The following is a 24,472-nucleotide window of genomic DNA, read 5'->3' on the forward strand; positions in this document are numbered from 1 at the left end:
CTTTTTCATCCTCAGGGCAAACTTCGTGATTTAGAGCTAATTTAACAACAACTTTGGAGGCAATTGGTAAGTGAAAGTAGGAGATTTTTTAGCGTATTTGAAGGGTTTAGAGATTAAACTATGGCTGGAAGGCGAAAAACTTCGTTTTCAGGCTCCCAAAGGGGTTATGACCCCAGAAATTAAAGAAGAAATCGCCGCCAAAAAACCTGAAATTTTGGACTTTTTAAGAGCGGCAAAAATCCCAACTAATACTGTTGATTTAGAGATTATTCCCGTGTCACGGGATCAGGATTTACCCCTCTCTTTTGCTCAACAGCGACTCTGGTTTTTACACCAACTTTCCCCCGATAGTCATTCCTATAATCTGTTGGACGCTTTACGGTTAGAAGGCTCCCTCAATCTGTTGGCTTTAGAACAAAGTCTCAGCGAACTAATTCGCCGTCATGAAATTTTAAGAACCACTTTTCCCATGATTGAAGGGCAACCAATTCAGCGCATTGCTCCCCCTTCCCCCGTCAGTTTACCCCTAGAAGATTTACAAAATTTATCAAAGAATGAACAGACAGAACATTTGCAAGAAATAGCGATTGCTTTCTCCTTAAAACCCTTTAATCTAGCCAAGGAATCCTTAGTCCAATTTAAGTTACTTAAACTCAGTTCCCAAGAGTATGTATTGCTGTTGAAGATGCACCATATTATTTACGATGGTTGGTCTTTGAGCATCTTCTTTGATGAATTATCGCAACTTTATGCGGCCTTTGTCCGGGGGTTGCCTTCCCCTCTCGCTAAATTATCGATTCAATACGCCGATTTTGCCGTATGGCAACGTCAATGGCTCACCGGTGAAGTCTTGGAACGTCAACTTAATTACTGGCAAAAACAGTTACAAGATGCACCTACTATTTTAGAATTGCCGACGGATTATCCCCGTCCTCCAATTCCTAGTTTCCGGGGTGATGGGCAGGTTTTTCGCCTGAATCAAGACTTAACGCAACGCCTCAAAAGGTTAAGTCAAGAGTCAGGAGCAACGCTATTTATGACTTTACTGGCGGCTTTTTTTGTCCTAATTTCTCGTTATAGTGGTCAATTAGATGTGTTGGTGGGTTCTCCCATCGCTAATCGTAATAGTTCGGCAATTGAGAAATTAATGGGCTTTTTTGCCAATACTTTGGCTTTAAGGGGTGATATGTCGGGAAATCCGAGTTTTCTGGAGTTATTAGAACGAGTAAAGCAAACAACTTTATCAGCTTATGCTCATCAAGATTTGCCTTTTGAAATGTTAGTAGAAAAATTACAATTAAACCGCGATTTAAGTCACAATCCTTTGATACAGGTAATGTTCTCACTGCAAAATACTCCCCAATCTGAGGCCAGTTTATCTGGCTTAAAGATGGAGAGTTTGCCTTTATCTGTTGAGCTTAAAGCGCGATTTGATTTAGAGGTAAATTTTTGGGAAGTTTCTGATCGTTTAGAAGCGGTTTGGTGTTATAGTACGGATTTGTTTGCTGCCCCCACCATTAACCAAATGGGGCAACATTTTCAAAATCTCTTAACTGCGATTGCAGCTAATCCCAATATGGGAATTTTTGAGTTATCAATGTTAAGTGATGAAGAACGTTATCAATTGTTATCATTGTGGAACGAAACTCACACAGATTATCCCTCTGATAAATGTATTCATCAATTATTTGAAGAACAGGTAAAACGCACACCCGATGCGGTAGCAGTGGTATGTTCAGAGCAAAAATTAACCTACAATGAATTAAATTATCGTGCTAATCAATTAGCTCATTACCTGCAAAAATTAGTAGTAAAACCAGATGAATTAGTGGGGATTTGTCTAGAGCGTTCCTTAGACATGATTGTGGGATTATTGGCTATTCTTAAAGTCGGTGGAGCTTATGTTCCTATTGACCCAGATTATCCCCAAGAACGCATTAGCTTCATGCTCCAAGATACCCAAGTTAAAATAATATTAACCTGCGAATCTTTACAGAATTCCTTGCCAAATCATCAGACTATTGTTATCTGTTTAGACAAAGATTGGGAACAAATTAATCAGGCAAGTCAGGAGAATCTGAACAGCACAGTTTCTGCGGATAATTTAGCCTACGTTATTTATACTTCTGGTTCTACAGGAATACCCAAGGGTGTTATCGTCACTCATCAAGCAGTTAATCGACTGGTATTAAATACTAATTACATCCAGTTTACTCCTGATGACCGCGTTGTTCAAGCGTCTAATATTGCTTTTGATGCCGCTACTTTTGAAATTTGGGGGGCTTTACTTAACGGTGCTAAGATTATTATTATCGCTAAATCAGTTTTGCTCTCACCCCAAGAATTGGCACTAAGCTTAAAGGAAAATCGGATTAGTGTCTTATTTTTAACCACAGCACTTTTTAATCAGTTAGCCAATTTAGTTCCGCAAGCTTTTAGTAGCTTACGCTGCTTACTATTTGGGGGTGAAGCAGTTGAACCAAAATGGGTACAAGAGGTACTAGAAAAAGGTGCGCCACAACGGTTGCTTCATGTCTATGGTCCAACGGAAAATACAACGTTTTCTTCTTGGTATTTAGTGGAAAACGTAGCTTCTACAGCCACAACTATTCCCATTGGCAAAGCGATTGCCAATACCCAAATCTATTTGCTGGATAAAAATCTCCAACCTGTCCCGATTGGTGTAGTAGGAGAATTACATATTGGTGGCGCAGGATTAGCCAAAGGTTATCTCAATCGTCCCCAATTAACCCAAGAAAAATTTATTCCTAATCCTTTTAGTAATTACCCAGATTCCCGTCTCTATAAAACGGGAGACTTAGCGCGTTATTTACCCGATGGTAATATTGAATATGTAGGACGGATTGACAATCAAGTAAAAATTCGCGGCTTCCGTATTGAATTGGGAGAAATTGAGGCTGTACTTAGTCAAAATCAGGCGGTACAGTCTTCTTGTGTGATTGTTCGTGAAGACAATCCGGGGGAAAAACAGTTAGTTGCCTATATTGTACCTAAGCTAGGAGTAAAGCTAACAAGTGGCGATTTGCGTCAATTTCTTAGCCATAAATTGCCCGGTTATATGGTTCCGGGTGCTTTTGTGATGCTGGAGTTTTTCCCTTTAACAGCTAACGGAAAAATTGATCGCCGTGCGTTAAAAGCTCCTAGTAACCCCAGTGATTCAGACAGATTTATTGAAGCGCGTAATCAGTTAGAATTAAACCTAGTACAAATCTGGTCAAAAGTGCTAAAAATTGACAAAGTTAGCGTGCATGATAACTTTTTTGACCTCGGTGGCCATTCCCTTTTAGCTCCTTATTTAATCACCCAAATTAAAGAACAGTTAGGCAAGGAAATTGCCGTAACAACACTGTTTCAAAACCCAACTATTGAACAGTTAGCGACCATTATCCAAACCGATGCAGATTCCTCTAACCAGTCTTGTTTGGTTCCCATTCAACCCCAGGGTTCAAAGCCTCCTTTCTTCTGTGTTCCAGGCGCCGGAGGACGACCATTTTATTTTTACCATTTAGGACGTTATTTAGGAAAAGATCAACCTTTCTACAGTTTTGAAAATGATCTCTATCAACAGTTTGGAGAAATCACTCGCATTGAGGATATAGCCAGTATTTATCTTAAAGCCATGCAGGATTTACAACCCCAAGGACCCTACTTTTTGGGAGGACATTCCTACGGTGGTAATGTGGCTTTTGAAATGGCTCAACAGTTGGTTAATCAGGGTGAACAAGTGGCATTACTAGCAATCATTGATTCTTCAGCACCCACTTATAAAGACAAACAAATTTTGCTTGATTATATTAATTGGGATCATGCGCGATGGTTAGCTGAAGTCAGCAAAGGTATCGAAGTTTATTTAGATAAAACCATCGATATTTCCTATGAAACTCTTCAACTCTTAACAGTGGAGGAACAATTAAAATACGCCTTAAACTTTTTTAAACTGGCTAATATGCTTCCTCCCAATGCGGAAACTAGACAGCTTGAAAAAATTGTCCAAGCCTATAAAACTAGCTGTTTATGTCTGATTGATTATCTCCCTAAACAGACTTATCCGGGTAAAATTACGATTATACGGGCCAGTGAGGAATTATCTGATGATCCAAATAAAGATTTAATAGCTGGAGATTGCGAGGATTCCTCTTTAGGCTGGAGTGAATTTTCTACAGAGCCAGTTGAGATTCATTTCGTCCTAGGAAATCATGTCTCGATTATGGTGGAACCCCATGTCCAGATTTTAGCCGAAGAGTTAAAAGTTTGCCTTGAGATTTGATACCAAACCCGTTTTTAAGACTATGGTTAACTCCCAATCCAACTTGAAAAACCCAGTTATGTACCTAAGCAAAATTAGTGACACATTTCGATAAAGCTTTTGCCTTTTGCCTCTTGCATGAGTGCCTATCTTCAGTAGGAAATTTATTTTGCAAGACTACTTATCAATTGTTTCTCCCCAATCTCCTCTATCTTTTAAACAGGATTTAATCTAAGAACTGACGATTTTCTACAAGTTGTGTGAACAGTAAGACTAATGTAGAATGCTGCAAGGCATCTGATTGCTAGACAGCCGATTTGTATTCTTTTGCCTTACCATGGATTTTATATGACTGAAATCCCGACCAACCAATCCAACTTAGTGATTTTAGGAGTCTCATCAATGACGGAAACTACTGAAACGGCCATTCCCCATGATTTTCTCGAAATTAATCCCACAGACATCAACAAAAAACTTGTCTCCTGGGGAATTTCTCTGGATGAAGTTGTTCAAAAACTTGCATCTCTTGGACTCCCCGGCATTATTTTCATTATTGCTGTTGCCGCATCCGGTGGTACTGCCTATCCTGCGATTTACGCACTTTTTGGGTTAGGCGGTCCGCTGGGACTAATTGGTGGACTTGGGGTCTTAGGCATCTCTACCATTATTGGTGACATTGTTACGCGTTATGGCATTGAGGCACTGCTTAAAACGGTCTATCTCAAACGTCGTGAAACAGAAACTCAAGAATATCTCATCAATGAGTTGGAAGGTTTACCAATTTCTCAAGTTCTAAAACTTAACCTGAAAAAGGCTATTGAAGTAGAAATTGCTGCCGAAGAACCCATTGCTCCCAAAGAAGTCGAAATTGCTGAAGAGTAGTTTTAACTTGACTAAGCACTTTCTCCCTCCTCTCTCCTGCTGCCCTCACCGGCAAATTGACTTTTTCAGCAAACCCTAAATACAACAAAAAACCGCCATAAATCTTACTCCTGCTTGACTTATGGCGGTGGTTGTTTTCTGTGTGAATTACTGAAAGCAATCTTGAAATTAATTAACTATCTTCCCAGTCAGAAGGCCATTTCCAAGTCCAAACGGGAGCCGGTTCAGAATCGGGGGGGGAATCGGGAGTCGGAGCCTCGTCTTGGTCCACAGATAAAAAACGAGCAAAGAAGGGTATTGCTTTACTTTGTTCGGTATTGGGATAATTCATGGTCATTCCTAGTTTTGAGTAGCAGCTTTTTCAAGATAGCTGCGATTACCTTGTGATAGTAACATATATTGCCGTCTTACTCAAGTCAAATACTCACCTTACCCGCACTCCCATCGGTGACACTTATAGCTTTATTCAGGGTCATCAGGTACGCCAATTTTCTTCCCTGTTCTCCGCTCCCCATTCCTAATTCAAAAGCGATAACTTCTGTCCCTCACCAGATATGATAATATAGATTGATGGTTATAGGTTAATTGATAAAAACTTTTTTTACCATTAAATTGGGCTGTTAGTTGAACCTCTAAGGGAAATTTATCAGTATCTAAGGGAAAAGGTGTGGCTCCTTTTTTTTATATCGCCTCAGCCACGCGGTCAATATCTAGTGCCTTAACAGGAGTTTGGCAAGCATTGCTATAACCCACTTCTCACTTCTCACTTCCCGCTCTACTAAGCCCAATCGTGTTAAACTAATGTAGTTTTTGCCGAGAGAGTTAAGTGAGTTGAAAAATGGATAAAAATGAATGGATTGCTAGATTCGATGATTTAATTTGTAGTCCTTCGATTCGAGAGTTTTATGGTGAAAGAGAGTTTTTTAATGTCGGTTATTGGCTCTCCCATACCCAAGATCAACAGGAAGCATCCTCTACTCTGATGGAGAAACTTTTAGAATTTATTCCCAACAAACAGGGAACAATTCTTGATGTTGGCTGTGGTTTAGGAGCAACTACCCATTATCTTCTCAAATATTACCCATTGATAGCAATTGTGGGGATTAACATTTCTCCGACACAAATTTCCAGAAGTCTCTTGAATTTTCCCGAGGGTAAATTTCTGTTAATGGACGCAGTAGAGATGGATTTTGCCGATCATTCTTTTGAGCAAATTATTTGTGTAGAAGCGGCTTTTTATTTTAATACCAGGCGGCAATTCCTACAAGAAGCTTGGCGAGTATTAAAGCCGGGGGGAACCTTAATTCTCTCAGATCTGAGTTTTGCCACAACGGAACTTTTAGGTGATTGGACAGTTCCCCAAGCAAACACGGTCAAAGATATGGCAGAGTATCAAAATCTTTATCAACAGGCAGGGTTTAAAGATGTTCAATTTGTCGAGGTGACGGAGGAGTGCTGGTTCAGACATTTTCGCCATCTTAAGTCTTGGTTAACAGAGGAATTGCAATCGGGAAAATTAGACGAAGAAACCTATAATTTAAACATTAAGCCTCTGGATAATTTGCTAAGTTCCTCGGCCATAACTTATTGGTTAGTTGCTGCCCAAAAGCCAGTAAATATACTGTAATAGTTGTCAGTTTTTCTTGAATTTTTGGAGACAAAAAAATGTTTGATTCCTTATCGGGTAAAAAAGTCGTTATTATTGGTGCAAACTCGGGGATTGACCTAGCGATTGCCGAAAAATTGCTCTCCCTGGGGGCAAAAGTGGTGCTTTCCCATGCTTCTCAAGAGAAATTAGCTGCCGCTGTTGCCCTAATTTCCGGGGAGATTGAAGCCAAAACTGTTAATTTTTTAGAAGAAGATTCTGTTAATGCCTTTTTTGCAGAAATTGGCAACTTTGACCATTTAGTAGTCACCTCTCTGGGAGACAGAAATATGCCGCGAGCCTTATTAACCGAAATGACCGCAGAAACGGCCCGGGGAGGTATGGAGAAATTCTGGGCAACCTTTTTAGCAGTGCGTGGCTCCCTGAAAACTTTGGCCAAGGACGGTTCTATTACCCTGACATCCAGCGTCACTATGTTCAAATATTCCAAAATGGGCGGAATTTCTGTCCTAGCCGCCGCTAATAGTGCCGTAGCCGTATTTGGACGCGCCCTCGCCCTAGAACTCGCTCCTATTCGCGTTAACGTTGTTGCCCCCGGATTAATAGAAGATACAAGTATCTGGAGCAGTCAAGGTGATTCGGAACGCTCCGACCTGAGCAAATGGGCGGTTTCTGCTCTACCTGTCGAACATTTAGGGCAACCCGAAGAAGTCGCCCTAGCAGTATTGAGTTTGATTATCAACCCCTATATGACAGGTGTAGTTTTACCCGTGGACGGTGGAGTTACTCTTTAATGTTGACAGGGACTAAAAGAGCGCCGGTGCTGAGAAGTAAGTCCATAGTTGCCAATCGCTTCTAGGTGTTGAGCAGTGCCATAACCCTTGTGACGAGAGAGTCCATAATTGGGATAGCGTCCGTGCCAACGAGTAATTAAGTCATCGCGCCAGACTTTCGCCACGATACTAGCTGCCGCAATTACTGGCGATTGTTGATCTCCCCGAATTACCGCCTTTTGGGGGATTGACAAATCTTTAATAATGTGCCTACCATCGAGCAAGCAGAGATTGGGGGAAAGGGGTAATTTCCCGATAGCTCTGCTCATTGCCAGTAGGGAAGCATGAAAAATATTCAAGCGATCGATCTCTTTAACCGTAGCATAACCGATGCGACAAACAAAATCCCGTTGTATTTGCTGGCTCAATTTTTGCCGTTTTTGGGGGCTAAGTTGCTTACTATCCTTCACCCCCAACTCCCACAGCTGCGGAAAACCAGAGGGGACAGTGACCACTACCGCCGCCACCACGGGGCCAAATAAAGCCCCGCGCCCCACTTCATCGACACCGGCAATTAAGGGTTCTGCACTCATGACTCATCGGCAGTGGCGGAAGAACGACGACGACGACGACGCAGCACCATGGTTTCAGCCTCTATTTGTCGGTCTTCTGTCACCTCGTCGCTCACCGGGGTCTCTAAAGGAATGACTTCACCCAGAAAAACTGGAGTTTCGGGCGCAATCGGTTCGGGGCTAAAAGTCACTGGCGGACTAGCTTCTTGGTCGATTTCCTGACTAACTTCGCTAGTGGTGGAACGACGACGACGGCGCACCAAGGGACGATTTTCGGCTTCCTCGCCGGTTTCCGTCGCCTCTATTGGGGCAGTGGCGGCTGTGTCCTCGGCTTCTGGGGTGGGAGTCAAGGATATTTCAGGAGTGGCAGGCGTTTCTGGGTTTTCCGCTTTTCTTTCCCCTGCCAGTTTCACGGAAACAATCACCGATTTCGGGTCTTTAAACTCCTTATCCACCAGAATCAGGGGTGAAATGCCCATTAAAGAATAAACTTCCTGTTCTACGGGGGTCATTTCCACGGAAACCCTTTCCCGTTCGGCGACGGGGATATTTTTGCCCGCACTGGCATCTTCTCCCCGTTTCGATAGACGGGCGGGGCGTTCTCGTTTTTCCTCAAGGCGTTGGGGTTCTGATTCCGGCTCGATTTCGTTGTTAACACCGTTAGTAGAGGCTTTTTCGCTCCGTTCCTCTTTGAGTAACAGTTCCGAGGGACGACGACGACGGCGACGGCGAGAATTATTAACCTGTTCTTGATAGTTGGGATGGAAGGAAAGATCCATTCCTTGGGCGTTTTCTTCGGCCTCAAATTCGGGGAAAACTTCTAGATAGGGTTCGGCAGCGGCAACGCTAGGAGCGCTCTTATCGGGCAGAACTTTTGTATTAGTCGGCGCAACGACAAAGGTTTCTTTTTCCGCACGGCTAACGGTGGCGGTTTCCAGGGCGATGGCGTTGCCTTCTCCGGGTAGATGGGCTAAATGGCCTAGTCCGCCGCAATGGTCACAGGTTTTGCCGAATAATTCATAAATGTTTTTCCCTTGACGCTTACGAGTTAATTCCACTAACCCCAATTCCGATAATTGGGCAATCTGGGGCCGGGCCTTGTCACTTTTCAGGGCCTTATTAAACAATTCCAGTAGTTTCAACTGGTCGCGACGGGAATCCATATCGATGAAGTCCACCACCACCACACCGCCGATATTTCTCAAGCGCAGTTGTCGGGCGATTTCTGTGGCGGCCTCGCTATTAGTCCAGAGTACGGTTTCTCGGGCCGTGGCCGAACGGGTAAAGGAACCGGAGTTAACATCAATTACCGTTAAAGCTTCCGTCGGTTCGATGATAATGTAGCCGCCGGAGGGTAAATCAACCCGGGGTTTCAGGGCCTCGCGAATGGCGGCGTTAACCCGGAAATAGTCGAGAATTGGCTGGGTTTCCCGATGGGAGTCGATATAAACCCCTTCGAGAGCTTTGCCGCCGCCCCAGTTCGTCAATTGTTGTTTAACTCGTTTTACCGCCACCGGGTTATCCACAACAATGCGATTGACATCGGCACTGTACATATCCCGCAAAACCCTTTGAATAAAGTCATCATCGCGGTTCAGCAGGGCCGGGGCGCGGCTGCTGACGGCCATCTGTTGGATATTCTCCCACTGTTTTTGCAGAAATTCCAAATCCTCGATAATCGCTTCTTCCGCTTTGCCTTCGGCCTCGGTGCGTACCAGCAAACCCATCCCCGCCGGTTTGACCAAAATCCCTAAAGCTCGTAAACGGGAGCGCTCATCTTCACTGCGAATGCGACGGGAAAGATTCACCCCGCGACCATTGGGCATCAATACCAGATAACGGCCCGGGAGAGTGACATTTCCCGTTAGCCGCGGTCCCTTGTTGCCGGTGGGTTCTTTCATTACCTGTACCAGCACTTTTTGCTGGGGGGCCAGTAATTCGGTGATAGCACCGGCAGTTTTTTTCAGTCTTAAGGGGCCCAGGTCGGTGACATGGATAAAGCCATTGCGTTCCGCATCGCCAATATTGACAAAGGCCGCATCTATCCCAGGGATGACATTTTCTACTAATCCTAGATAGATGTCGGCCACCTGCTGATTACCTGTGGCTACAACTAATTCCTGAATTTGATCTTCCCAAAAAACAGCCGCTATATGGTGTTGTTCGGCTATGATTATTTGTTTTGGCATTCAATTTCCTCAATCTTTCGGTTTCAAAAGCGACGGACCATGGGCTATTTGTCTATGCTTTGAGGCTACTTCTGGAAATCTGGTCTTGTTAAGAAAGTTCTAAGAAGATGAGTCCGCATCGTTAAAGCCTCATCTTGATGTTCATCTGCCTCTCAGACCTGGGAACTGAGTCTTGGTTTCAGTTGTTAAGTCTGTTTGGCAACTGCCGGCTTGACCCACAATTGGACAAGCACAGCCAGGAGACGAGATTTTCAATTAATCCCTGAGTCTTGCTCGATAACAGCATTTTTTATCCGTTTCCGCTGGTTCTGTCTATCAGAATCTAGGAAAAAAGGAGTTTTTGAGTTACTCCCCTCGGCAACGGGTTTCTGTGGACGGGAAAAATAGCGCACTTTTCAATTTTCCAAAAACCACGATTCTTTTAAGAAATGCTTTAATCGAGTCTTATAGACGACTATAACTCACTGGGTCACTCTCTGACAAGACGATGATCCCCTGACCAAGATAAATTTTTCGGGGCAAGAAAGGAGTCAGGAGCAATGATAGGCAATAAAATAGACCTAAAAAGCTATATAGCCGACTTTTTAGGCTAAAATTCCCTTTTTATCCCCTTTTGGCTTTCTTAAGAATTAATTAACCCGCTAGTACCGCTAGTATTATCGACGAGATGACCAGATTGACGGTTTCCTTAATCCCTTAATTCCTGTTCTGGTAAGGCGATAACGTTCAAAATTCCCTGTAAATCGGCTTCTGACTCGATTTCTAGCAATTCTTGCCGGTAGGGACGATAACGGTATAGTCGATAACCTTTCCCCTTTAACCATCGGGCCGCGGCCAAATTACTGCCTTGATTACCGGCAATATTTTCGTAGAGAATCAAGCGCTAAATAATCACTCATAATCTAGTATGGCCTGCACCCATTTGGGCGGACGAGAAATCGGATTACCGAGGCGATCAAGAACTAATAACGCCACTAAATGCACGGCAAATAAGTATAATAAACTATTGACAAATATGCCCACAACTGCTACCGATTGCACTTGCAGCAGCGTCGGTTTAGCGAGAATCCCTAACCAGGTGAAAATCCAATCGATAAAATTAGTCGCTTGGGTAATCACATATAACCAGAGATTTTCGCCTAAAAGAATTGAAAACAGCCAAAAACGAAAGAATAAACCAAAAGCCCCCAACAGTCCCCCGGTCAAGATAGAAAATTCCCAGCGCGCACCCCGGCGCCAGCATAGCCCCAATTGTAACCCCATCAGGCCGTGGGGAATCAAAAAGACGATACTGCGAGTCGGTCCCATTAACACCGACAAAAGTAAACTAGAAACTAATGCTGTCATCCAAGCACAACGAGCGCCCCAACGTAAATAGGCTAAAGCGATAGGAATCGGGAAGAAAACCCTTAATAACGGTCCCAGGGGAAAATAATAATCAATTAACCAGATTAAACTGGTAGCACTGGCCAAAAAAGCCGTCTCCACCGTGATCAGGGTAGCGATAGACTTGAGAGGAGATGGTTGGATAGGTTTGGTTGTGGGTTTATCTAGGGGTTTCTCCTCTTCCCCCAGATCTACCCAATTGGTTTCATCTATTGTCTCTTGTGAGGATTGAGCGGGAGCATTAGCGTTAGAATCGTTCATTCTATCAGTTATCCGGTGGTCGGGACGGGGTGGCCAGCTATTCTTAGCTTAGACTGGCGACTCCCAGTCAGACAAGAGGCAAAAGGGGGAATAAATAATCAGTCTTTAATAAGGGACTTGCATGGGAATAATATCCCAATCGATCGGAGGGCGCAAGCTTTGCGCCCCTACAGTAACGGATTTTGTCCACAATGTAGGGGCGAACTGCGTTCGCCCAAAAGGTACAGGGTTTGCGGCAAAAAGTACGGGCGAATGAGTAGGTAGTGGATTGTTTCAGCTAATTTGGTGTATTAGAAAAATGCTAGAAATTCTATAATCTAAGACTTTAAGCCGAAATCTATTGCCCTATTTTAGCTGAAACAGTCCACTACGGCTCTCAATTTTCTAAAAAAAAAATCGACCCGTCTAAGGGCGGGAGACAAAGGGCAAAAGAGCAAAAGAACAAAGGGTTACAGAGTCCTCCCAGCACCGCACACCACCCGAAAACCGAAGTTGCCGGTGTCGTCGTCGCGGCGGTAGTAGTAGTAGCGGTAAGCAGAACGGCAGTAAGCGGGATTGAAGCACCAAGAACCGCCCCGCAGACACTTAAAGTGCTGAGAACGATTATCATTATTGATAAGCCACGCCGATCCATCCTTTGGCGCTCCGATATAGTTATCGTGCCAATCGTCTTCGCACCATTCCCAAACATTGCCACTCATGTCATACAGTCCCCAAGCATTGGGGTTTTTCTGGCCCACAGGATGAGTTTTACCCCGAAAGAACCCCGAATTTCCGTCATACCAAGCGTAATTTCCTAATTGATTAGCATCATCACCGAAATAATAACGAGTAGTGGTCCCCGCACGACAAGCATATTCCCATTCCGCTTCCGTCGGTAGGCGATAGGTTTTCCCTGTTATTTGACTCAATTTCTGACAAAAAGCTTGAGCATCGTTCCAACTAACATTTTCTACCGGATTTTGCGGATTATTTTTAAACCGAGAGGGATTGGTTCCCATTACTGCTTGATATTGTGCCTGAGTCACAGGATATTTCCCAATCGCAAAACTGTTGACTTTAACTTGGTGTGAAGGCTTTTCATAATTGAAAGCATCAGAATCACTGTCAGGAGATCCCATGAGAAATTCACCTGCTGGTAAGTTCACCATCTCTAGTGTTACTCGATTGGGTAGTTTTTCGGTAAATGGAGTAGGTGAAGCAATTAGGGGTATTGGTGAAACAGGCTTTTTGAGTGCTTGTAAGGCATTTAAAACCTGTTGTGCTGTCCATCTTTGTCTTCTATCTTTTTGCAAACACCCTTCAATAATCGGTTTAAACTCTTTCGGTAAACTGGGGATTTGTAGCTCACAATTTATCACCTTTACCATTAATTGATTATTGTCATTATTGAACTTATAGGGAAATTGATTAGTGGTCATTTGGATTAACATAATACCTAATGACCACAGATCCCAAGCTGAGGAAATATCACCCCTAAAGGCTTCGGGAGGCATATAAATAATTGTACCGGTATTGTGGACTGTTTGAGTGTGGCTTTTGTTATTTAAGGTTCTAATTAAGCCAAAATCTGCTAACTTGTATTGTTGATTAACCTTGAGGATATTACCCGGTTTTAAATCTCGATGGACTTTATTTTGTCGATGAAGATAATTTAAGCCCTGGGCGACTTGAGCAGTAATATTTTTAATCTCATCCGCTGACAAACTGGCTTTGGCAATGTGATTTTCTAGGCTACCCTGTGCCAATTCCATCACTAAATAAAGCATTTCAGTATTGAGAAAAGTAAATTCCCCCACCGCATAACTCTTAATTAAATTAGGATGTTCTAACTTTCTGGAATTTGTTAACTCAATTAATTTATCATCGCTACTTTCGGGGATAACTTTAATGGCAACTTCTTTGACCGATGTATTTCTGACCATTTCACTAGCATGAAATACACCACCAAAACCACCCGCACCGAGAAATTTATTAAGACGATAGGAGCCTATTTGTTGCCCTTCTAACATCTTCATCATTTGGTCTAGCATAATAATAACTCCTGAATTAGCCAATTTTTACGTTCTGTAACTATCCTATTAAGTGGGTGGTTTTAACGAAGGCAAGAGGCAAAAGCTTTATCGAAATGTGTAATTAATTTTGCTTAGGTACTTAATACTAAATCTGGCTATTAAATACTGATTATTTATTCCCTCGAGTAGAAAACGAGTTTCTCGGAAAAACCCGTTTTCTGTGGGTTACTCAACGGATTTAGTATTAGTATGACTTGGGGTTCGGTTATCTCATAATCAAAAAAAGGTGGGCGATAAACCCACCAGAAAAATAACCCAAAAACCTTAACGATAATTAGGACTTTGGATATCTCTAAGACGCGCTTCGGGACGTTTAAATCTGTCCATTTGTGCCTCAAAGAATTGACGATTTTTAAGTAAATGTTTGGGATTAGGATCGTCGAGGGGATAGAGTAAAGCAGTGCGTAGAGCTTGAATAACTGCTGAAGTGACATTATACATCGAGCGCTGGAAACTAATCCCCAATTGAATCAAAATATCATCTTCCCCCCGGCAGTTTTGCTGATAGTAATCAATCAGATATTGGGGTAAAAAATGATACATATCATCCATTAACAACGTCGGCGGAATTCCCGCAGTACCCACGGGGAAAACATCCGCATAAAGAATGCCATAGTGAAAGTCTTTTTGTTCGTCAGGAACCTGTTTTGCTTGGGCATTATAGGACTTTGTACCCCGGAAGGGAGCAGTACGATAAAAGACCGCTTCCACATAGGGTAAAGCCGCTTCATAAAGCCAAGTAAAAGCCTTTGATTTGGGGATAATTTCGTAGCATTGACCATCAATATAAACGTGATGATAAATCGGCCGGCCAGCGATGGCAAAAATACCATTAACGAGGAAATTCATGGCATCAGGAACACCTTTAAACCCTCCTTCATCGTAGATATCGGACATCTCGAAAAATACCGGGGCCATCACTTCCCAGAATAGTCCTAAATTAGAGTAGTAGGACATCATCCGCACCTGTTCCAAAAACATATCGGGGAACAGGTCATAAAGTTTCATCATGACGGGATTTTTCTTGAAATAGGCCTTAATAGCGCGGTCGGCATTTTGGCGATATTCTTCTGAATCAAGATAGGCATCAAATAAACCCCAACCCATATCGCGGCCATGCCATAACATGGCTTGCATACAAGCTTCGGCAAATTCCATATTAACGCGGTCATGCCAGAGGTGATGGATTAATCTGGGCATTTTTCGGGTTTTATCTTTATCCATGAATTCTAACAATTCAGGGTGAGCGGAACCCGTACCGCGCCAGATGCGTAAATCGGCATTATCGCCAGCGTAATGATTTTGTAGGTCTAGGTATTCTTGGGGCAGAAAATATTTAAAAAAGGGCAAAGGATCGAGGAAAACTCGTTCGGCAATATAGAGCAGATCTCGCCAATAAAAATCCATCGGCACGGCATAAGCTTTATAAATGCCGATAATTTGCATCAGGTTTTCGGGAGTATCCGGCAACATGGATCCACCCGCTTCTAAACGATAGATAATGTCGGCGAATTCGTGATTAGAAGGGGGAATTTTGGCTTTGATTAATGTCCCAGTCATAGTTTTAGGTAAAGTAATTAGCAGCGGTTACAATAATTCGGAAACAGCAAGGGATAACTAACTATTACTCAAATATTTACCCCGATTCAACCAGTTGGTTTTTGAGGACTTTTGCGGAGATTTTTTGAAGACAAAACTAGGTTTTGCTTCTCCCGATAAGCTGGCAACCATCGAGTTAGTGGTGGGTTCAATCCAACGGACTAAATAATTGGGTTGAATACCTAAAAAGACGATTAATACCATTAGGACAAAAGCGGGGATAGTTTCCGATTTCAGGACTTTGGGATAGTAGGCAAGTTTATTATCCAATTTACCAAAACAGGTGCGATTAAGCAGGATAACAAAGTAAACCGCCGTTAAACCGGAAGCGATGATACAGAGAACCGTCTGCACGGGAAAACGGGAGAAACTACCCTGAAAAACGATAAATTCCGCCACAAATCCCACTAATCCGGGAATCCCGGCGCTGGCCATACCGGCGAGAATTAATAGGGCGCTAACCAGGGGTAAACCGCGAATTGGGTTCATTAAACCGTTTAAAACGTCTAAATCTCTAGTTCCGGCTTTGCGTTCGACGATGCCCACCAGATAGAATAAGAGGGCGAGAATAAGACCGTGGCTAATCATTTGCGCGACGGCACCAAGGACGCTTAAACCCGTGCCGGCGGCGGCTGCTACCAGTATATAGCCCATGTGACCGATCGAACTGTAGGCCACCATGCGTTTAATGTCTTTTTGGGCAATAGCGCTCAAGGCCCCGTAAATAACGCTAATAACGCCGATAATTGCCAGTCCGGGGGCGATTAAAGACCAAGTTTCTGGGAATAATTGCAGACCAAAGCGAACTAAGCCATAAGTACCGAGTTTAGCGAGGATACCACCTAGTAAAATGGCTGTAGCGGGGGAAGCTTCCGTGTAGGCATCCGGTAGCCAAGTATGGAGAGGTACGAGGGGGATTTTGATGCCAAATCCCACTAACAGCAGAGTTAAGAGCAGTAATTGGGTTTTTTGGGAGAAATCGGCGGTGGAGAGGGAGGAATAGTCAAAAGTACCACCGTTGAGAAAACCTATGCCTAAAAATGCCGCTAGGACTAATAACCCGGAGACAGCAGTGTAGAGAAGAAATTTAATCGAAGCATAGCCACGTTTTTCGCCTCCCCAGATAGCAATCATCAGATAAAAGGGGATTAATTCTAGTTCATAGAAAACGATGAACAGCAGCAGGTTTTTAGCCATTAATGCCCCAGAAACCCCGGCGTTAATCAGGAGGATTAGGATGTAATAAAGTCGGGGACGCTCTACTTTTTCTTCGGTACTATAGATAGCTATTCCTGTCAAGAAACAGTTTAAAATAATTAACGGTAAGGACAAACCATCGACTCCGAGGTTATAACTTAAACCGATTGGTTTTGCCCATTCGCGGTATTCAGAAAATTGAAAGCCATTACTGGTTAAGTTATATTGGGTCAGCAGATATAAAGACCACAAGAAGACGGCGGCAACAAAAAAGAGGGTAATTTGACGTAATTTTGCTGGGGCAAATTTATCGGGGAAAAGACCGACGATAATTGCTCCAAGTATTGGCAACCAAAGCAGGGTACTGAGCATATTGGTATCGATCGAATTTATAATGACTGGGATGAGAAAAGGATTAGCCAAACGACACGATGACTAATCTGGAATTGACTAAATTAAATTCACTTTGCCGGTATCGAGATCGTAGTAGGCTCCAACAATTTTTAATTGTTTTTTATCTACTAAATCACCCATGACCGGGGACTTGCCTAATTTCTCTACTTGATAGACAACATTGGATTTAATGGCTCGCTCAAGTTTGTCGGAACCGGGTTGTTTTTCAGACCGATCAACTCCCACCTGTAGGCCATCGATTAAACGACCGATTTGTCCGGGAAAACGACCCCCTTCAATGGTGGCTTTTACCGCTCCACAACGAGAATGGCCGAGGACAACAATTACCTTAGCTCCTAACACCAACGTGCCGAATTCGAGGCTACCAATTTCTTCGGAAGTGGCTAAATTTCCCGCTACCCGACAAACAAATAGATCTCCTAATCCTTGATCAAAAACAATTTCTGCCGGCACGCGAGAATCGGCACAGCCCAAAATTGCCGCAAAAGGGGCTTGACTTTCGGCCACTTCTGTGAGTCGAGCTTGATCGCGGTTAGGACTTTTTTTTCTTCGTTCCCAGAAACGTTGATTGCCTTCCATGAGCATAGTTAAGGCCTGGTCTGGGTTCAATCCTTGATTTTGAGCGGTTAGCCATGGCTGGGAATTAACAGCAGTTTGGGCGTTAGTTTTGGACAACTGAGAACCCAAAACAGAGGCGGTTAGACTGGTTCCCAAAAAACCACCCCCATAACGAATTAATTGGCGACGAGAGGTATTGAACATAGGTAATTGTTTCCATTAATCAGGACAAATCCTATTGTCAGGGCCGGGGATGCTAAAGAAAAGCCTAAGTTATCAAATCTTTAACTGAAAACTAGAGAAATTTGTGCTAGTAGGGGCCAGCAGATGATAATACCAATCAAAGCCACCCCCAAAATAATCGACAGAAAGTAAAATTGGGTCTGTCCTGAGACGTTATATTTCAAACTCTGACCACCAAAAACCGTGGCTAATCCCACCAGATTAACGATCCCATCCACCAGAAAGGTATCGATCCAGTTAATAATTTGCGAAATTAATCCGACGACAAAAACGATGGTGACTTTATACAATTGGGCTGTATAAAGGTCGTTGGCAAAGAAATCTTGAAGGGCTTTCGGTTGAAAAACGATCGGTTTGGAGATATTTTCATTCAGATAAATATAGGCTGCCGGAATTACGCCCCCAGCAGTGGAAAGTACCAAGAGAAAAGCCACTCCCAGATTTAAGTTACTTGGTAATAAATGCCATTGCGCTAATAAAATCGGCAGATGAAGGGCGAAACCCATGGTCACAGTCATGGGGATAACTAAGGGCCAAAGAGCTTCCGGAGAGCGCAGGGTCATCGGTTTGATTTTACCGCCAAAGAAAACGCAAAATTCTCTAGTGACACTAAAAGCAGTTAAAGCATTGACCAACAATAGCACTAATAACAGTAAACCACTGACTTCTGCGAGGCGATCGCCCATGCGGGCTAATGACCAAAAACCACCAAAGGGAGGCAGTGCGACTAAACTAGCGGCACCGACGAGATAACAAATGCCGGAAACGGGACGACGGGACCATAAACCGCCGTATTGGCTTAAATCTTGGCTGATATTATTCCAAACGATGTTACCCACCACCATGACTAACAGGGACATAGCGATCGCATAAGTAAAGAGTAACACTAAAGCGGTTTCCGTTTGTCCGGTGGCCACAGCGATAAAAATCAGTCCCATGTAGGCACTGACGGAATAGGAAAGGGAGCGCTTGACATCGATCTGGGCGATCGCAATTAACCCCGCACCGATAGCGGTGACAGAGCCAACAATGATCATCACCTGTAAGGTTAAGGACGATAATTGTAGCACTGGCTCTAATTTGACCAATAACCAAGCGCCAGTGGAAACGACGACGGTATTCCGCAGAATTGTCGCTGGCATCGGTCCTTCCATGGCCTCATCTAGCCATAAATGCAGGGGAAATTGAGCGCATTTGCCCATTGGACCTGCAATCAGGGCTAAACAGAGTAAATTAGCCACATTGGGGTTTAAATCGGCTGTAGCCGCCCATTCTGCCAATTGGTCAAAGTTCCAGGTTCCCGCCAGGGGTAAAAGGGCCACCACTCCCATCAAGAGGATTAAATCGCCAATCCGTTTGGTTAGGAAAGCATCCCGCGCCCCCGTTACCACCAGAGATTGATTGAACCAGAAACCAATCAGTAGATAAGTGCCGAGGGTGAGAACTTCTAGCACACAATAGCTGAAAAATAGCGAATTACAGATAACTAGGGCGCACATACCCCCTTCAAAGAGGGCGACGAGAGAATAAAACCTTGCCCAACCCCAATCCATTTCTAGATAGGCGATCGCATATACCTGGGCGGCGAGGTTTAAGCCGGTAATTAGCAGTAAAGCCCCGATATTAACGGCCGAAATCTGCACATCTAAAGATATGCTTAAATCTGCGGCATTTAGCCAATTAAATGCTATAGATTGCGGCGGACGACCCCAAACGGCGAGCAAAGCAAAAAGGCTATGCAAAAAAGCCCAGCAGGTCATGATCAAGTTCAGATAACCGGCCGGTCGCGGGCCGGTTTGCCGGATAATACCGGGAGACCAGGGTAGAGCGAGAAGTGCGCCGGCGAAGGCATAAAGAGGTACCAACCAGATAGTCTGGCTGAAGGACTCGAACATATAACCACCTCAAGAAGAAAAATGATCCTGAATTAAAGTTTAAGGTTTAATGGCTCACTAATAAGCTGTCACCATTTTTTAACGGGGCATGAATGGGGATGGTTTGACTAGCTTCCAGCAGGTATTTTAAAAAGGCATCGGCAATCACGGAAAGTTGTTTTCCGGCCAGATAACAAACGTACCAATTGCGCTGAATTGGAAACTGTTCCACGTCGAGGATGGTTAATTCGCCGTTTTCCCCTTCCGAGATGAGAGTATGCTTAGATAGTACCGATATTCCCAAACCCCCAGAAATAGCCTGTTTAATCGCCTCGTTACTGCCTAATTCCAAGCGCACCCTAACTTTAATATCGTGGAGATTAAATAATTTTTGTACCGCTTGCCTGGTTCCAGATCCCGATTCGCGCATAATAAAAGGTTGATGGTTGAGGCACTCAAGGGGAAGATTTTTCTGTCCCACCAATGGATGATCTCGTCGCGCCACCACCACTAGGGGATTTTCTAGGAAAGACTGAGAACACAGTTCCACTTCTTCCGGCGGTTGACTGAGAATATACAGGTCATCCTCGTTATTTAACATTCGCTCTTGCAGTTTCTGATGATTAGTCACTTGCAGGGCAATGTCAATACCGGGATACTGTTGACAGAATGCCCCTAGTAATCGCGGTACAAAGTATTTAGCGGTAGTAATTACGCCTAAAGTTAGCTTTCCCTGTCTAGTTCCCTTAATATCGGCCACTTTCATTTGAAAGTTGTCCAATTTCTTAAAAATCTCTTGACAGGTGAACAGTAATTCCTGACCCGCTTCGGTTAAAAATAAACGTTTGCCAATTTGCTCGAATAGCGGTAAACCCACGGCTTTTGTGAGTTGTTTGACTTGGGTTGAGACGGTAGGTTGAGTGATAAATAACTCCTCGGCCGCCTTGGTAAAGCTACTGTGTCGAGCGGTAGCCTCGAAAACCCTTAACTGGTGCAGGGTTGCCTGTATCAAGTTCTTATCCTCTTCTCAATAACAACTATTTGTCACCATCAATCCTAACGCCTTTATAGATTCTAGTCAATTAACTTTTTGATAAATATAGACTCTACTAGATATAACCGCAGCTTAAGACCTTTTGTAGCTGTCAGCTTTTTTCTCCTTCCTCCCCTCTCCCCCACTTCCCTGCTCCCTTCTCCTCTTCTCCCTTCTCCCTAGGGTTGATTCAAGGTAGGGTTGATTCATGAATCAACCCTACCCTTAATCCCCCCTTGATAAGGGGGGTGTCTGATAATTTTTAATGCCTACCTACTTAATTATCTTGCTACAATCAAAAAACAACCATCTATTAAAATTAAAAGACAATGGTTAGTTATCTTGATATTGACGACGATCTTCTTTTCCCCGATAGTGATGGTCAACCGATGGCAGATAATACCGAACAATATGAGTGGATTGTTAAAATTAAGGAGAATTTAGAAATTATCTTTGCTGATGACCCTAGGGTGTTTATTGCTGGAGATTTACTCTGGTATCCTCTGCGTTCTACTTTGGTTTCACCGGTTGCTCCCGATGTGATGGTAGCTTTTGGCCGTCCCAAAGGACGAAGGGGTTCCTATCGTCAATGGCAGGAGGAAAATATCGCTCCTCAAGTGGTTTTTGAAATTCTATCACCGAAGAATACAAAAGCAGAAATGAGTCGAAAATTAGAGTTTTATGACACATATAATGTAGAAGAATACTATTTATATAATCCCATGCGCTGTCGTTTACAAGGTTGGCAAAGACAGGGAGAAAATTTAAGAGAAATTATCCCCATCAATGACTGGATAAGTCCCCGCTTAGGTATGCGTTTTATCTGGGATAAATCTAGTTTAGAATTGTATCGTCCCGATGGAGAGAAATTTTTAACAACTGTTGAGTTAGAGTCTCAAATGCGTCAAGAAAAGAAACGTGCCGATAAAGAACAGAAACGCGCTGATAAAGAACAGAAACGCGCTGATAAAGAAAAAAAACGTGCTGATAAAGAAAAACAACGTGCAGACCGACTAGCGGAACGCTTACAGGCGTTAGGATTAAGTTTAGAAGAAGAATAATACCATGCCATTACTTTGGAAAAATGGTATTTAGATCAAGTTTTTTTCATAAGTTATTAGTAAACAATAATCAGTGAACTGATAACTGATAACTGTTTACTGATAGCTAAAAAAATCTTTAAACTTCTAATAAATTTTCTAGGCGATCAAGAACGATATCGGTGATACACTTAATTCGGTATAAACAGGCTTTAGTATCTGTGGAGTTGAAAGTGCCATTTTCCCAATATTTGTTACTACCGGCACCACCCCCACAAACCCCAAAATAATCACAGTTTTGCCGACATAAATCGACTCCACCGCGCATATCAGCGTAAATTTGTTTAAATTTCTCGGTTTCACAGATAGATTCCAGAGAATCGGTCAAAACATTACCAAAGATAAAATCGCCGTAGGGTTGGGTTTTAATCGATAGTAATTCCGGATCAAAGGTGGAAAAATTACCTTGATTATCAAAATTGACAATCATAAAAGGTCGATTCATATCGGTATTTTCTAAGCGTTCATCGGCATAAATCAAACTACAGATAGATTCAAATTCCCGCAGCTTAAATTCTCCTTGTTTGGCCGTGACTAACTCCCAAAATCTGGCAATAAACTGGCGATAACGTTGTTCAATACCTAATTTATCTAAGGAAGATTGTGAATGAATACCCTCAGTTTCTTCCATATTAAAAGCCACATCGGTAAGACCATGATCCCAAAAAAAGTTAAAAATTTCGTCGGGATAGTCGAGGGAATCTTCTGTTAAAACAGCGATAACACTCACATCAATTTCATGTTTTTGCAAGAAAGAAATCCCCCGCATTGTAGCAGCATGACTGCCAGTTCCCTTGCGGTTTTGCCGGTGGATATCGTGAATAAAAGCCGGTCCATCAAGACTGACTCCCACATAAACATCATGCTTTTTAAATAATTGACACCAAGCATCGTTAATATAAGTGGCGTTAGTTTGTACTGAATGACGAAAACAGTAACCCTGCTGATTATATTTCTCGCTAACTTCCGCAATTTTAGCAAAGGCACTTTCATAAAAACTGATGGGAACTGCTAAGGGTTCGCCGGCGTGCCAGCAAATGGTAAAATCATCTTGGAGAAAACGACTACTAAAAACCCTCTGAAAAATCGGCTCGATTAAATCTAAGGATAGGGTATTTTTTAAATGGCGATCGGGTAAATAACAGTAATCACAATTGAGATTACAAAAAGAAGTCGGCTGCACGACTACTAAAGTAATTGGACCACAATCCGACCAATCTATATTTATGGTTTTTTTCATGATTCTATTGTTTAAATTCTCACTTAAGTATGATAACTGATTCTGGGGAGTCTATCTTAATTTTACCTATACTATTTCCTATTCCCTCAATAATAAATAATATAATTGACCCGGAGTATTAATTAAACCGGCTCGCTCACCCGCATTTTTTCCTGTTCCCATAAAAATATCTACCCTACCAGCACCTTTAATCGCGCTGCCAGTATCTTGATCGAGAACATAGCGACTAACTAATTTTTTATTAAGATTTCCCTGGGGAATTTCTGTCTCAATTACTGCTAAAGCACCGGGGGGAAAAATACTTTTATCTGTGGCGATCGATCTTTCGGGTAAAACTGGAACTCCAATACTACCAGTGGCGGGTGCGCCGTGGGTTTCTCGAAAGAAAATAAACCTATTATTGCGGGGAATATAATTCTTTAATTGCTCAGGATTACTTCTGAGAAAATCCAAAACCATTGGTAAGGTTAACCCCTCGGCGGGAAAAATACCATCGGCAATCATTTCTTTTCCCAGACTTGTGTAGGGATGCTCGGTATTGCCATCAAAACCAATGCTCATAATTTGACCATCAGGTAAACGTAATTTCGCCGAACCTTGCACATGAACTAAATAAGCTTCTAAGCGATCTTTTAACCAGACTAATTCGTATCCCGCTAGACGGCTATTTTTCCCCAGTAAACCATCTTTTCCCTCTAATTCTACCCTAGCTGGATGGGGTTTTGACCAGCGAGAAAAGTTAGAAGGTCGGCGATAGAGAGGATATTTATAATCGGCGTTTTTTTGCCGACTTGCTTGATAAATTGGCTCAAAATAACCAGTAAATTTAACATTTCCTTGGCTATCATTACCCAAAGAACGATACCAAATAAATTCTTTTTTAACTGCCTTTTGTAGAGCTGCGGGAGTGGGAGAATTCTGCACTAATTGACGAAAACGTACTAAGGAACGCTGCACTCGCTGACGAGTTATTTCAGGAATAGGATAATTTTGATAGGCGCGGATTGCTGCCGAGCTATTCAGATAACGTAAACTATGATCGATCGCTTGTAGGAGGGTTTTTTTGTCGGTTAGCAGTCGTTCATCGTATCCCGTAGATGTTCCTAATTGTGAGATTTCAAAACGTTCTAGGGGCAAATTTGCGGGGGTGAGGGCAATTAATCCCAAGCTGAGGGGGAGGAGTGTCAAAAGGTGTTTCATGGT

The 24,472-nt window shown here is 43.0% G+C and carries 18 protein-coding genes and 1 pseudogene; 5 read left to right on the forward strand and 14 right to left on the reverse strand.

Annotation, left to right across the window (positions count from 1 at the left end):
• Positions 1 to 70 precede the first annotated feature (70 nt).
• Positions 71 to 4,288 (forward strand): non-ribosomal peptide synthetase, encoded by a 4,218-nt coding sequence (locus tag myaer_RS14630; RefSeq protein WP_046662634.1) that lies wholly within the window; start codon positions 71 to 73, stop codon positions 4,286 to 4,288.
• A gap of 381 nt (positions 4,289 to 4,669) precedes the next feature.
• Positions 4,670 to 5,149 carry a hypothetical protein gene (locus tag myaer_RS14635; RefSeq protein WP_046662635.1) on the forward strand — a complete coding sequence of 160 codons (480 nt, stop codon included), beginning with the start codon at positions 4,670 to 4,672 and terminating at the stop codon, positions 5,147 to 5,149.
• 172 nt (positions 5,150 to 5,321) lie between these two features.
• Here myaer_RS14635 and myaer_RS14640 read toward each other — a convergent pair whose 3' ends face one another.
• Entirely contained in the window at positions 5,322 to 5,480 is a 159-nt protein-coding gene (locus myaer_RS14640; RefSeq protein WP_041804430.1) for a microviridin/marinostatin family tricyclic proteinase inhibitor, read from the reverse strand.
• Between the two features lie 212 nt (positions 5,481 to 5,692).
• Positions 5,693 to 5,902, reverse strand: a pseudogene (locus myaer_RS22535) (MvdC/MvdD family ATP grasp protein); the annotation flags it as partial.
• A gap of 85 nt (positions 5,903 to 5,987) precedes the next feature.
• Between myaer_RS22535 and myaer_RS14645 the strand changes: the two are divergent.
• Positions 5,988 to 6,776 carry a class I SAM-dependent methyltransferase gene (locus myaer_RS14645; protein WP_046662636.1) on the forward strand — a complete coding sequence of 263 codons (789 nt, stop codon included), beginning with the start codon at positions 5,988 to 5,990 and terminating at the stop codon, positions 6,774 to 6,776.
• Between the two features lie 38 nt (positions 6,777 to 6,814).
• Entirely contained in the window at positions 6,815 to 7,549 is a 735-nt protein-coding gene (locus tag myaer_RS14650) for an SDR family oxidoreductase (protein ID WP_046662637.1), read from the forward strand.
• Here the strand turns inward: myaer_RS14650 and myaer_RS14655 are convergent.
• The 10 genes from myaer_RS14655 to myaer_RS14700 form a co-directional block, all read right to left on the reverse strand.
• The gene (locus tag myaer_RS14655) at positions 7,546 to 8,121 is read right to left on the reverse strand and encodes a ribonuclease HII (protein WP_046662638.1); all 576 of its coding nucleotides are present in this window, start codon (positions 8,119 to 8,121) and stop codon (positions 7,546 to 7,548) included. The genes myaer_RS14650 and myaer_RS14655 overlap by 4 nt on opposite strands.
• A complete protein-coding gene (locus myaer_RS14660; protein WP_046662639.1) occupies positions 8,118 to 10,289 on the reverse strand; it encodes an Rne/Rng family ribonuclease in 2,172 nt (723 codons plus the stop codon). Before myaer_RS14660 ends, myaer_RS14655 begins: the two co-directional genes overlap by 4 nt.
• Positions 10,290 to 10,977: 688 nt before the next feature.
• Positions 10,978 to 11,169 carry a hypothetical protein gene (locus myaer_RS14665; RefSeq protein WP_046662640.1) on the reverse strand — a complete coding sequence of 64 codons (192 nt, stop codon included), beginning with the start codon at positions 11,167 to 11,169 and terminating at the stop codon, positions 10,978 to 10,980.
• Between the two features lie 11 nt (positions 11,170 to 11,180).
• Positions 11,181 to 11,936: a DUF2232 domain-containing protein gene (locus myaer_RS14670; protein WP_046662641.1), complete on the reverse strand. Its 756-nt coding sequence runs from the start codon at positions 11,934 to 11,936 to the stop codon at positions 11,181 to 11,183.
• Between the two features lie 449 nt (positions 11,937 to 12,385).
• Entirely contained in the window at positions 12,386 to 13,969 is a 1,584-nt protein-coding gene (locus myaer_RS14675) for an SUMF1/EgtB/PvdO family nonheme iron enzyme (protein WP_046662642.1), read from the reverse strand.
• A 306-nt stretch (positions 13,970 to 14,275) separates the two neighbouring features.
• Positions 14,276 to 15,571 carry a CO2 hydration protein gene (locus myaer_RS14680; RefSeq protein ID WP_046662643.1) on the reverse strand — a complete coding sequence of 432 codons (1,296 nt, stop codon included), beginning with the start codon at positions 15,569 to 15,571 and terminating at the stop codon, positions 14,276 to 14,278.
• A 57-nt stretch (positions 15,572 to 15,628) separates the two neighbouring features.
• Entirely contained in the window at positions 15,629 to 17,179 is a 1,551-nt protein-coding gene (locus tag myaer_RS14685) for an NADH-quinone oxidoreductase subunit M (RefSeq protein ID WP_046662644.1), read from the reverse strand.
• A gap of 78 nt (positions 17,180 to 17,257) precedes the next feature.
• On the reverse strand, positions 17,258 to 17,983 hold the full coding sequence (locus myaer_RS14690; RefSeq protein WP_046662645.1) for a carbonic anhydrase: 726 nt from the start codon (positions 17,981 to 17,983) through the stop codon (positions 17,258 to 17,260).
• A gap of 80 nt (positions 17,984 to 18,063) precedes the next feature.
• Positions 18,064 to 19,917: an NAD(P)H-quinone oxidoreductase subunit F gene (locus myaer_RS14695; protein WP_046662646.1), complete on the reverse strand. Its 1,854-nt coding sequence runs from the start codon at positions 19,915 to 19,917 to the stop codon at positions 18,064 to 18,066.
• A 46-nt stretch (positions 19,918 to 19,963) separates the two neighbouring features.
• Positions 19,964 to 20,908 (reverse strand): LysR family transcriptional regulator, encoded by a 945-nt coding sequence (locus myaer_RS14700; RefSeq protein WP_046662647.1) that lies wholly within the window; start codon positions 20,906 to 20,908, stop codon positions 19,964 to 19,966.
• A gap of 350 nt (positions 20,909 to 21,258) precedes the next feature.
• Between myaer_RS14700 and myaer_RS14705 the strand changes: the two genes are divergently transcribed.
• Entirely contained in the window at positions 21,259 to 21,990 is a 732-nt protein-coding gene (locus myaer_RS14705) for a Uma2 family endonuclease (RefSeq protein ID WP_046662648.1), read from the forward strand.
• Between the two features lie 118 nt (positions 21,991 to 22,108).
• Here myaer_RS14705 and grrM read toward each other — a convergent pair whose 3' ends face one another.
• Together grrM and myaer_RS14715 are read right to left on the reverse strand one after the other, a co-directional pair.
• Positions 22,109 to 23,269, reverse strand: coding sequence for a cyclophane-forming radical SAM/SPASM peptide maturase GrrM/OscB (gene grrM, locus myaer_RS14710; protein ID WP_046662649.1), 1,161 nt, complete (start codon positions 23,267 to 23,269; stop codon positions 22,109 to 22,111).
• Between the two features lie 78 nt (positions 23,270 to 23,347).
• Complete coding sequence (locus myaer_RS14715) at positions 23,348 to 24,469, reverse strand: murein transglycosylase A (protein ID WP_046662650.1); 1,122 nt, start codon at positions 24,467 to 24,469, stop codon at positions 23,348 to 23,350.
• Positions 24,470 to 24,472 lie beyond the last annotated feature (3 nt).

It is taken from the genome of Microcystis aeruginosa NIES-2549 (assembly GCF_000981785.2).
Classification (GTDB): domain Bacteria; phylum Cyanobacteriota; class Cyanobacteriia; order Cyanobacteriales; family Microcystaceae; genus Microcystis; species Microcystis aeruginosa_C.

Coding starts and splice junctions, on each gene's coding strand:
- myaer_RS14635 (WP_046662635.1), top strand. CDS start 4,670: ATGACGGAAACTACTGAAACGGCCATTCCCCATGATTTTCTCGAAATT.
- myaer_RS14640 (WP_041804430.1), bottom strand. CDS start 5,480: ATGAATTATCCCAATACCGAACAAAGTAAAGCAATACCCTTCTTTGCT.
- myaer_RS14645 (WP_046662636.1), top strand. CDS start 5,988: ATGGATAAAAATGAATGGATTGCTAGATTCGATGATTTAATTTGTAGT.
- myaer_RS14650 (WP_046662637.1), top strand. CDS start 6,815: ATGTTTGATTCCTTATCGGGTAAAAAAGTCGTTATTATTGGTGCAAAC.
- myaer_RS14655 (WP_046662638.1), bottom strand. CDS start 8,121: ATGAGTGCAGAACCCTTAATTGCCGGTGTCGATGAAGTGGGGCGCGGG.
- myaer_RS14660 (WP_046662639.1), bottom strand. CDS start 10,289: ATGCCAAAACAAATAATCATAGCCGAACAACACCATATAGCGGCTGTT.
- myaer_RS14670 (WP_046662641.1), bottom strand. CDS start 11,936: ATGAACGATTCTAACGCTAATGCTCCCGCTCAATCCTCACAAGAGACA.
- myaer_RS14675 (WP_046662642.1), bottom strand. CDS start 13,969: ATGCTAGACCAAATGATGAAGATGTTAGAAGGGCAACAAATAGGCTCC.
- myaer_RS14680 (WP_046662643.1), bottom strand. CDS start 15,571: ATGACTGGGACATTAATCAAAGCCAAAATTCCCCCTTCTAATCACGAA.
- myaer_RS14685 (WP_046662644.1), bottom strand. CDS start 17,179: ATGCTCAGTACCCTGCTTTGGTTGCCAATACTTGGAGCAATTATCGTC.
- myaer_RS14690 (WP_046662645.1), bottom strand. CDS start 17,983: ATGTTCAATACCTCTCGTCGCCAATTAATTCGTTATGGGGGTGGTTTT.
- myaer_RS14695 (WP_046662646.1), bottom strand. CDS start 19,917: ATGTTCGAGTCCTTCAGCCAGACTATCTGGTTGGTACCTCTTTATGCC.
- myaer_RS14705 (WP_046662648.1), top strand. CDS start 21,259: ATGGTTAGTTATCTTGATATTGACGACGATCTTCTTTTCCCCGATAGT.
- grrM (WP_046662649.1), bottom strand. CDS start 23,269: ATGAAAAAAACCATAAATATAGATTGGTCGGATTGTGGTCCAATTACT.
- myaer_RS14715 (WP_046662650.1), bottom strand. CDS start 24,469: ATGAAACACCTTTTGACACTCCTCCCCCTCAGCTTGGGATTAATTGCC.